9 protein-coding genes are annotated in these 9,868 nt (G+C 61.0%); all 9 read left to right on the top strand.

Annotation, left to right across the window (positions count from 1 at the left end; all coding sequences use genetic code 11):
• Positions 1-396: amidohydrolase family protein (locus AC1DO7_RS26825; RefSeq protein WP_477116752.1), on the top strand; the 396-nt coding region annotated here is incomplete at its 5' end.
• A gap of 166 nt (positions 397-562) precedes the next feature.
• On the top strand, positions 563-1,741 hold the full coding sequence (locus AC1DO7_RS26820) for an ABC transporter substrate-binding protein (protein WP_441622613.1): 1,179 nt from the start codon (positions 563-565) through the stop codon (positions 1,739-1,741).
• A gap of 95 nt (positions 1,742-1,836) precedes the next feature.
• Positions 1,837-3,228 carry an amidohydrolase family protein gene (locus AC1DO7_RS26815; protein ID WP_477116751.1) on the top strand — a complete coding sequence of 464 codons (1,392 nt, stop codon included), beginning with the start codon at positions 1,837-1,839 and terminating at the stop codon, positions 3,226-3,228.
• A gap of 1,212 nt (positions 3,229-4,440) precedes the next feature.
• A complete protein-coding gene (locus AC1DO7_RS26810) occupies positions 4,441-5,346 on the top strand; it encodes an SDR family NAD(P)-dependent oxidoreductase (RefSeq protein WP_441622646.1) in 906 nt (301 codons plus the stop codon).
• Between the two features lie 60 nt (positions 5,347-5,406).
• Positions 5,407-6,285, top strand: coding sequence for a MaoC/PaaZ C-terminal domain-containing protein (locus AC1DO7_RS26805; RefSeq protein WP_441622617.1), 879 nt, complete (start codon positions 5,407-5,409; stop codon positions 6,283-6,285).
• 350 nt (positions 6,286-6,635) lie between these two features.
• Positions 6,636-7,508, top strand: a complete 873-nt coding sequence (locus AC1DO7_RS26800; RefSeq protein WP_441622619.1) for a branched-chain amino acid ABC transporter permease — start codon at positions 6,636-6,638, stop codon at positions 7,506-7,508.
• A complete protein-coding gene (locus AC1DO7_RS26795; RefSeq protein WP_441622621.1) occupies positions 7,501-8,538 on the top strand; it encodes a branched-chain amino acid ABC transporter permease in 1,038 nt (345 codons plus the stop codon). The genes AC1DO7_RS26800 and AC1DO7_RS26795 overlap by 8 nt, the downstream gene beginning before the upstream one ends.
• A 21-nt stretch (positions 8,539-8,559) precedes the next feature.
• Positions 8,560-9,075, top strand: coding sequence for an ABC transporter ATP-binding protein (locus AC1DO7_RS26790; protein ID WP_477116754.1), 516 nt, complete (start codon positions 8,560-8,562; stop codon positions 9,073-9,075).
• A gap of 2 nt (positions 9,076-9,077) precedes the next feature.
• Positions 9,078-9,782, top strand: coding sequence for an ABC transporter ATP-binding protein (locus tag AC1DO7_RS26785; RefSeq protein ID WP_441622625.1), 705 nt, complete (start codon positions 9,078-9,080; stop codon positions 9,780-9,782).
• Positions 9,783-9,868: the final 86 nt, after the last annotated feature.

Here is a 9,868-nt window from a genome sequence, read left to right as displayed (position 1 = left end):
GAACTGGAACCGATCCCGTTGACCAGTCGCGATGTCTTCGAGTTCTCCACTCTTGAAGGGGCCAAGGCCTGCGGGTACGACGGCCTGATTGGCTCACTCACGCCCGGCAAACAAGCGGACGTTGTGCTCATCGACACCAATGCAGTCAACCTGATGCCGCTCAACTACACGTACGGCTCGATCATCGAATCGACCCATGCCGGCAACATCGATAGCGTCTATGTCGCTGGCAAAGCGATGAAGAGAGGGGGCAAGCTGCTCAGTGTAGACCTGGCCTCGCTGCGCAAGAAGGTGGATGCGGCGCGCGACGGGCTGTTCTCGCGTGCGGGAGTGCCTCATGACCAGCATTGGATGCCGAAGCCGTACCTGCGCAAGCAAGTGGTAGACGCCGCCTGACCGTACCGCAGCGGTGCGAAACAATCCGCCGTGCCACACCTCAATGGGGAACGCCTTCTGTGGCGGGTGTGGCGCTTCGATCTGCCAAGGCGTTGTCGAAAGGCACGCATGAGGCGGGCGGTAGAGTAGGACCCAAAAATGAGGCCAGTGGCCACAGGAGACAAAAATGCACTTCCTTCGAACCAGCGGCATTGCATGCGGCGCCCTGGCAGTCGCTATGCTCGTCAACAGCGCCGCCAACGCGGCCGATCAGTTGAAGATCGGTTTCATCGGGACGCTCTCCGGCACGAACGCCACCATGGGCAACCAGTTGAGCGACGGCTTCCAACTCGCGATCGAGCAGGCCGGTGGAAATCTGGGTGGACTGCCCACACGCGTCATCAAGGTCGACGATCAGCAGAAGCCGGATATCGGCCGGCAGGAAGCCAACCGGCTGATCGAGTCGGAGAAGGTCCAGTTCATCGTAGGCGTACCGTTCTCGAACGTGTTGAACGCGGTGTTCACGCCAGCTGTGCAGAAAACGATCCTGATCGGCATGGCTGGCGCGCCATCGGCAATCGCCGGCGCGTCCTGTTCACAGTACTTTTTCTCGAGTTCGTGGCAAGGCGACACGCTCGCGGAAGCCGTTGGTACCGCGCTTGAGCGCAAGCAGGTTAAGCGACTCTATGTGATGGTCCCCAATTTCCCGGGCGGCCGCGAGGTTGTGGCCGGGCTCAAGCGAAAATTCAAGGGAGAAATCGTCGGCGAGATCTATACGCCGCTGACGCAACTCGATTTCGCTCCGGAGTTGGCGCAGCTTCGCACGGCAAAGCCTGATGCGGTCTTCGCATTCTTCCCGGGCGGGCTCGGTATCCAGTTCATCAAACAGTACGCGCAGTCCGGTCTCAAGGATGCCGTTCCCTTGTACACGGCCTATACGATCGATGCCAACACGCTTGGCGCCATGGGCGAGGCTGCAGTGGGTGTGCGCACCGCCGAGTTCTGGGGCGCCTCAATGGACAACCCGGCCAACCGGCAGTTCATCGACGCCTTCCAGAAACGGTACAAGTACGCGCCATCCTCCTACGCAGCCCAAGGTTACGACGCCGGTCGAATGCTTGACGCAGCCATTCGACAGGCGAACGGCAGCATTGATGACCGCGCGGCCATGGCTGCTGCGCTCAAGTCGGCGAAGTTCCAATCTGTGCGTGGGGACTTCCGGTTCAACAACAATCATTTCCCAATACAGGACTTGTACGTTGGCGAAATCGTGAAGTCCGCGGACGGCGTGCCCACGATGAAGCTTGGCGAGCGCGTGCTACACGACTACGGCGATGCCTATGCGGCTTCCTGCCCGTTGAAGTAGCCATACGAAGCATGATCTCACGGCGTTGGCGGCGCTCCCCCAGCGGGAGGGTCGCCAACGTCGCTTCACACCCTAATCCAACTAGACCTCGCATCATGACCCTGCAAGAAAAGCGGACGCTGCTTCGCGGCGGCACGATCCTTACCGGCGACGAGAAGCTTGGTGAACTGCGCCGCGGCGATCTCCTGATCGAAGGCACTCGTATCGCAGCCATTGCTCCCAACATTCCGGTCGACGGTGCCGAGATCGTCGATGCCGACGGCATGATCGTCATCCCCGGCTTCGTCGACAGCCATAGGCACACGTGGCAATCGCTGCTACGCGCAGTGGGCACCGACTGGACGCTGGGTCAGTACTACACTGGCATGCGGTTGACGATGGGTAAGCTGTACACCCCGCAGGACATGCAGCTCGCCAACTACCTTGGCGCACTAGAGTGCCTCAATGCCGGCATCACGACACTACTCGACTGGTCGCACAACAACAACACGCCCGACCACGCGGACGCGGCTATTGCCGGTTTGCGCGACGCCGGGATTCGTGCGGTGTGGGCGTATGGCAACGGCAATGACGAATGGATCCCGCCCAACGACAAGCCGTCCAACCTCAACGATGTGCGTCGCGTGCGTATCGAGCATTTCTCCTCCGAACGCCAACTGCTGCGCATGGCGTTCGCGGCGCGCGGCCCGGAGTTCACGCCGATCGACCTCACCGAGAGCGAGTTTCGCTTCGCGCGCGAACTCGATATTCCGGTCACCGTACATGTTGGCGTCGGCCGCTGGTCCGCCTGCAAGCCTATCCATCAGTTGAACTCTCGCGGGCTCCTGTACGAGAACACCAACTACGTGCATTGTTGCACGCTCCCCGACGACGAGCTGCGCATGCTGGTCGACAGTGGGGGTAGCACTTCGCTTGCGCCGGATACCGCTCTCAACGAGGGGTTCGGTGACCCGCCGACGTTGCGCCTGCTGGCCATGGGGCACGAGCCGAGCCTATCGGTCGATGTGGTGTCATCCGCCCCGGGCGACATGTTTGCGGCGATGCGCCTGCTCCTCAGCACGACGCGCGGCAATGAAGCTCGCCGTTTCCTTGCARAAAACCGGGACTTCGACCCGATTCCCCTGACCAGCCGACAGGTCTTCGGATTTGCCACCCGACAGGGCGCACTTGCCTGCGGATTCGGTGACCGCGTGGGAACGTTGGTTCCGGGCAAGGAGGCCGACGTCGTGCTGCTCAACGCGAGGGATATCAACATGATGCCGCTCAACTATTCGTACGGAAACATCGTCGAATCCGCGCATCCTGGCAATGTCGACTCCGTCTTCGTTGCGGGCCGCGCCGTCAAACGCCATGGCAAGCTCGTCGGCGTCGACCTCGACGGCCTATACCGTCGCGTCGTGGCCGCAAGGGACGGCTTGTTCGAAAAGGCCGGATTGGCGTGCGATCGGCACTGGATGCCGGCGCCTCTCCCCAAGCCGGACCTCTAGTCGAAGGAATGCCGGAGGCCCCTGATCCTGGAAGTTGCGCAAGTCTTGGTAGCATGCGGCCAGGCGACGGCGTTCGAAGCCGTGTTGGTCGAAGCCATCCGCCAAAGTCTGATGCCGGCGAAGGGGTTTATCCTGCAGCGTGCGCCGCGGCATCGAGGCCCCTCTACGGCATCTTGGGCAACGCTGCGCTAAATGCCCCCGTCGTGGGGATTCGCGCCGTCAAGGTCGTGCGTTACACGACGCCTGATCTGGCTGGTTCCCGGACCACGGCGCTGGTCGGCCTGGGCGGCGTGCCGGGCAACGCCGGGGCATCGTCTTACGTTTCCGCAAATGCGAGCTACGCGCGCGGTGACGCTCACGCGACAAGCGCGTACCTCTCAGGAAAGTACGCGAGCCGTGCCCGGGCGGCGCAGAATCAGCGTATCGGATTTGTGTACGCCTTAAATCCCCTTGTAAGGGCCTACCTCCCATACGCTGGCGTGTGCGCGTGATGCATCTCGATCTACAGGCGGGTCAGTCAACGCAACGTTCGCTCCCCTGCGTTTGCGCTCCCCGCCGCGCGGCCTGAAGGTGTGTGGGGTAGTTCAGATCGATCGGCCTGGCTCGTATCCCTCGCAGACCAGCCCGTCCGTCCAGCTCGGCGCGCACTGCTTCGCGCTTAGTGAATCCGTCGTCGTGCAGAGCGCAAGAACTTAGCATAAGAACCATCGTCGCCACTACAGCGCCTGATGGAATCTAGGTATTCACGTTTCACTCGAGATAACTGTTGGCTGGGCGCGCCCATTCGCCGCAAGCTTTCTGCTGATTGTCGTTCACGTGCATTTGGAGGGTAGGCTGCACCGAGGACGCCTTCAGCGACACGCTCCGTCGAATCTGCCCAACGCGCGGAGCCACTGCAAGCGCAACGACGCCGAAGAAGTTCCGTGCTTTAAAAGCCCGCATTCAACCACGCGAACGATGCTGCCGGCGCAAACGGGCGGCCGATCGATCCCGCGTCACGCTATCAGCATCTCTTTCGAAGTACGGAAGGACTGTTTTTGGTTCATTGACACTCAGGCAGCTCGCCGCCATTGTGGAACTCCTTGCAATGCCGGCGCGCTATTCTTGTTCCACTTTGCTAGTGGCGCCTTGCGCCCAATGCTTTAGCGCAAGGCATACCGTGCGCCAGCCTTTATTTTCAAAACGATGGAGATAGCTATGACTGAAACAGACATGATGGCCGGCAAAGTGGTCATTGTTACCGGCGCCGGTGGCGGTATCGGCAGGGACATCGCACTATTGATGGCCCGCTATGGCGCACGCGTACTCGTCAATGACATCGGCGCGGCCCTTGACGGCGCCGGCCGCGATACAACGCCGGGGCAGCGCGTGGCGCAGGAAATCGTGGCAGCGGGCGGGGAAGCTGTAGCTGACGCGCAAAGCGTTGCCGACCCTGGCGCCGGTGATCGGATCGTTACCCATGCGCTTGACGTATTCGGCCGCGTAGACTGCGTGGTCAACAATGCGGGAATCCTGCGAGATCGCTTCTTCCACAAGATGACAGACGAGGAGTGGGATGCCGTCCTCAAGGTGCATCTGTATGGCACGTTTAGCCTCAGTCGGGCCGCGGCGGTACATTTCAAACAGCGGGAAAGCGGCGCATTCATCCACATGACATCGACCTCTGGCCTGATCGGCAATTATGCCCAGGCCAACTACAACGCCGCCAAAATGGGTATCGCTGGTCTCTCGAAATCGATCGCGCTCGATCTCGAAAAGTTCAGCGTTCGCTCGAATTGCATCGCGCCGTTCGCGTGGAGTCGTATGGTCAGTTCGATCCCGATCGACACGCCTGAACAGGCCGCGCGCGTCGAGAAGATCAAGCAAATGACTCCGGCCAAGATTGCACCGCTCGCAGTCTACCTCGCAAGTGACGCGGCGCGCGACGTCAACGGGCAGATCTTTACTGTACGTAACAATGAGATCTTCCTAATGAGCCAGCCTAGGCCCGTGCGTTCCGTGCATCGCAGCGAGGGTTGGAGTCCGGAATCGATTGCCGTCCATGGCATGCCGGCGCTCAAGGCATCGTTCGTGCCCATGGAGCGCTCGGGTGACGTTTTCAGTTGGGATCCTACATGACGTTCGACGGCGCCCCAGCTTTCGCCGCCGTCCACCTTGCCACATTCACAGGATCTCTCCATGTCGATTGACTACCATTCGCTCAAGGCTTGGCCGTTCGAGGACGTTGAGCACCACTATTCCGAACGCGACGCGATGCTCTATGCGCTGAGCGTGGGTTATGGCCATGACCCTCTGGACCGTAACGCGCTGACGTTTACCTACGGACCATCCCTGCACGCTGTGCCGACCATGGCAGCAGTACTAGGCTTTCCCGGTCAGTGGATGAAGCACCCCGCTGCCGGCATCGACTGGGTAAAGGTGGTGCACGGAGAACAACGCATCCGGCTGCATCGCCCCTTGCCGAAGTCGGGAACGATTATCGGCCGCTCCCGCATTAAAGCCGTCATAGACAAGGGCGCGGGCAGGGGCGCCCAGGTCCTAATCGAACGCGATGTCGTCGACAAGGCCACGGGAGCACTTCTGGCTAGTGTCGAGCAGTTGAATTTCTGCCGGGGGGATGGCGGCTTCGCCGAGCGGGGCCAGCCCAGCGACGTGCCCTTGCCGCCTGTGGAAAGCGTACCGGACTCGTCGCCCGATATCGTATGCGATCTGCCGACGCGCGCGGATGCGGCGCTCCTGTACCGTCTCAATGGCGATTCGAACCCGCTGCATGCTGATCCTGATGTGGCGGACGCGGCAGGATTTCCACGTCCGATCCTACACGGGCTTGCCACTTACGGCATTGCCGGCCACGCGATCCTCCGTAGCGTCTGTGGTTACGATCCGCTGCGGCTGCGCATGCTATTCGCAAGGTTCTCGGCGCCGGTGCTACCCGGCGAGACAATCCGTACCGAGATTTGGGTCAGAGACAGAGGCAGCCCGACAATTGCCTTCCGTGCCAGAGTGCTCGAACGGGATGTCACAGTCCTCAGCAACGGTGTTGCCGAAGTGAGGTGAGCGCCTTCGTCTCAGTCGATATCGGCTTTCTCACGTGCTCGCCGGCCCAAGCCGCGGGCACTGTGGCGTGGGCACAATTCCGTACTTTGGACGGACAATCCGACGTTCGGGGCGGACTCCCCCGAAACCCTGAGAATACGTCCAACGGCGCATTCGCCATAGTCTATCGATGCCATGTGTGCAGGGGCTCCCCCCCGAACGCAAGATGTCTTCCGCACTACGCTTATCAAAGTACGGAACACATGGCGTGGTTTGATTGACCTCCTCGGCAATCATTGCCATGCTAAATGCATAAATAGAAGGGATCGGCTCCTCCTTCCAAGGTGCCGATCGAACTCACGGAGTGAGACATGACTTTAAACTTACTAGTCGAACAGGCGCTCAATGGCGCGCAGTTCGGCGTGATGCTGTTCTTAACGTCAGCTGGTCTGACGCTCGTATTCGGCATCATGAATCTTATCAACCTGGCGCACGGTTCGCTGTACATGGCCGGCGCCTATGTCGGCGCCAGCGTGCTAGCGGCAACGGGCAGCTTTGCTCTGGCGATTCTGGTGGCGGTGCCAAGCGCCGCTCTCCTCGGCATGTTGATCGAGCGCGTGCTGCTCCGCTGGTTCTATCGACGCAGCCACCTGGACCAGACGCTGGCGACCTTCGGCTTGATCATGGTTGCCAACGAGGCAGTACGCATGATTTGGGGTGCCACCCCGATGCAGATGACGCTTCCGGTAGCGTTGCAAGGGTCTGTGGAACTCCTGCCAGGTATGCAGTATCCGGTGTACCGCCTCGTCGTGCTCTCGATTGGCCTGTTAATTGCCCTTGCCCTTTACCTGATGGTTGTGCACACGCGCGGAGGGATGTGGGTTCGCGCCGGCGCCAGCGACCGAGTTGCCGCATCTGCTCTGGGTATCAACGTGGACCGGGTCTTCGCCATCGTCTTCATGGCGGGCGCCGCGCTGGCCGGCCTGGCCGGCGTCATGGCCGGGCCCATCCTGGCGGTGCAGGTAGGGATGGGCGAGCCAATTCTCATTCTAGCCTTGGTTGTCATTGTTATTGGCGGTGTCGGTTCCATCCGCGGCGCCTTCATCGCCGCATTGCTCGTCGGCATCGGCGACACGTTCGGCCGGGTGCTGCTCAGCCCGGCGCTCGGGTCGATGTTCATTTACATGATTATGGCTGCCCTGCTTGCCTGGCGCCCCACCGGACTCTTTCCCAGCCATGCTTGACGTAACCTCTCCCATCCTGCGCCCAGTTCGCCCTCACGTTCTGCGGACGTTGCCGAGCCTTCTGATCATCGTGGCTCTCGCCGTGCTACCGGTGCTCGCCACCGCGTTTGACCAGCCCTTCCTGGTTCGCGTCCTAACCCGGGTCATGGTGTTCGCGGTAGCAGCGGTATCGCTGAACGTCCTGCTCGGATTCGCGGGCTTGATAAGCGTGATGCATGCAGCCCTATTCGGGATCGGTGGCTATACGATTGCCATCCTAGCGAGCCACGTTGACATGCCGCTGACGATCTTCGGCCTGGCATTCAAGGGCACAGACAATCTTCTGGTCTCGCTCCCAATCGCGATGCTCGTGTCCGCCGCCGTGGCCGGGGTATTGGGCATCGTGGCCCTGCGCACGCGCGGTGCGTATTTCATCATGATCACGCTCGCCTTCAACCAGATGATTTACTACTTCTTTGTCTCGTTCGACGCCTACGGCGGCGACGAGGGCTTGCAGATCAGTTCGCCGCTTCGTTTGGGGAGCTTGCCTCTGGAAGATCGCACGACGATTTACTACCTGTGCCTAGGCGTCCTTCTCGTCGTGCTGGCCGGTGCCTCGCGCCTCGTCCAGAGCCGATTCGGTACCGTGATCCGGGCCGCCATGGGTAACGAGCGGCGCGTGGCGGCCGTGGGAATTTCCCCGACGCGATACCAACTGATGGTCTTCGTTATCGCTGGCGCGGTAGCCGGCCTTGCTGGCGTGCTCCTCGCGATCTCACAGCAGTTCGTCAGCCCAGCGGACATGGCATGGACCCGATCTGGCGAACTTATCGTGATGGTCGTACTAGGCGGTATGGCCACCGTGTGGGGACCGGTAGTCGGCGTGGCCCTGTATGTCGTGGTGGAAACGCTCCTTTCGGGACTCACTATCCATTGGCAACTTCCCTTCGGGATTCTCATCATCCTCATGGTCCTGTTTCTACGCCACGGCATTGCCGGTGTACTTACGGCAGTAGGGACTCACAAGGGGGAGAAACGTCATCATGCATGACACGCCAGGGCCACACTAGGCCTGGCTCGGTCATTCCAGATCTCGTCGGTCATCCCTGACTTCACGGCCCTGCAGAACGTGGCGCTAGCAGTGCAGGCGGGCACCGGCCACAGTTTCCGCTTCTGGCGACCGACGCGTGACGATGCCACCCTCCTCGCGCCGGCCCGCGAAGCGTTGCATCTGGCAGGCCTGGAAGCACGAGCCGACACAGCAGCGGTTAACCTTTCGCACGGCGAGCGCCGTCAGCTCGAGATTGCCATTGCCCTGGCAATGCGCCCCAAGGTCATGCTGCTCGACGAGCCGATGGCCGGCATGGGCCAGAACGAAAGCCGACAGCTGGTGGATCTCCTGCAGCGTTTGAAAGGGGAATACACCATCGTTATGGTTGAACATGACATGGACGCCGTTTTCGCGCTGGCTGACCGACTCAGCGTACTAGTCGCCGGCTCGGTTATCGCTACTGGCACGCCAGACGACATCCGACGCGACGCATCAGTACAGGCCGCCTATCTTGGCCATTCGGAACCTCGGAGTTAAAAATGCTGCTTGCTCTGCAGAATGTTTGTGCCGGGTATGGGGATGTCCCAGTGCTGTTCGATGCGTCACTCGTCGTTCAGGAAGGCGAGGCTGTAGGCCTGCTCGGGCGTAATGGCATGGGGCGTACCACCCTAATCAACGCTGTGCTCGGCATCTGCCCCCCAAGCGGGGGCCAGATCACGTTCCGTGGTGCTCGTATCGACGCCCTGGCGCCCCATCGCATTGCGCAGCACGGCATCGGCATCGTACCGGAGGGGCGGCGCATCTTCCCCAACCTCAACGTCCGGGAAAACCTGCTGGTGGCGGCCCGCCACGGCCGTCGTCCGGGTGCCTGGACGCTCGATCGCGTTCTCGCCTTCTTCCCGCGACTGCGCGAAAGGATGTCAAATCCTGGCAACCTCCTTTCTGGTGGCGAACAGCAAATGCTCGCGATCGGGAGGGCACTGCTGACCAATCCCGCCTTGTTGATTCTCGACGAAGCGACGGAGGGGCTGGCGCCGCTCATCCGCGAGGAGATTTGGACAATCCTTCGGCGCCTCAAGAAAGAAGGGATGTCGATGATCGTCGTCGATAAGGACGTCGATGCGATCTGCCGAGTCGTTGATCGGCACTACATCATGGAAAAAGGCCGGGTAGCGTGGCAGGGATCCAGCGACGATCTGATGCGCGACGAAGCGCTACGCAAGAGCTATCTTTCGGTCGCTTGAGTGGCGATAGTGGAAGCGGGCTTTGTCACGTTGGCGATTCGATGACGCAACGTCACAGAGAACACGAGTTTGCTCTCACGAAGACT

The sequence above is a fragment of the Cupriavidus sp. 05N40 genome (assembly GCF_056397305.1).
This window is presented reverse-complemented; position numbering and strand designations above follow the sequence as displayed.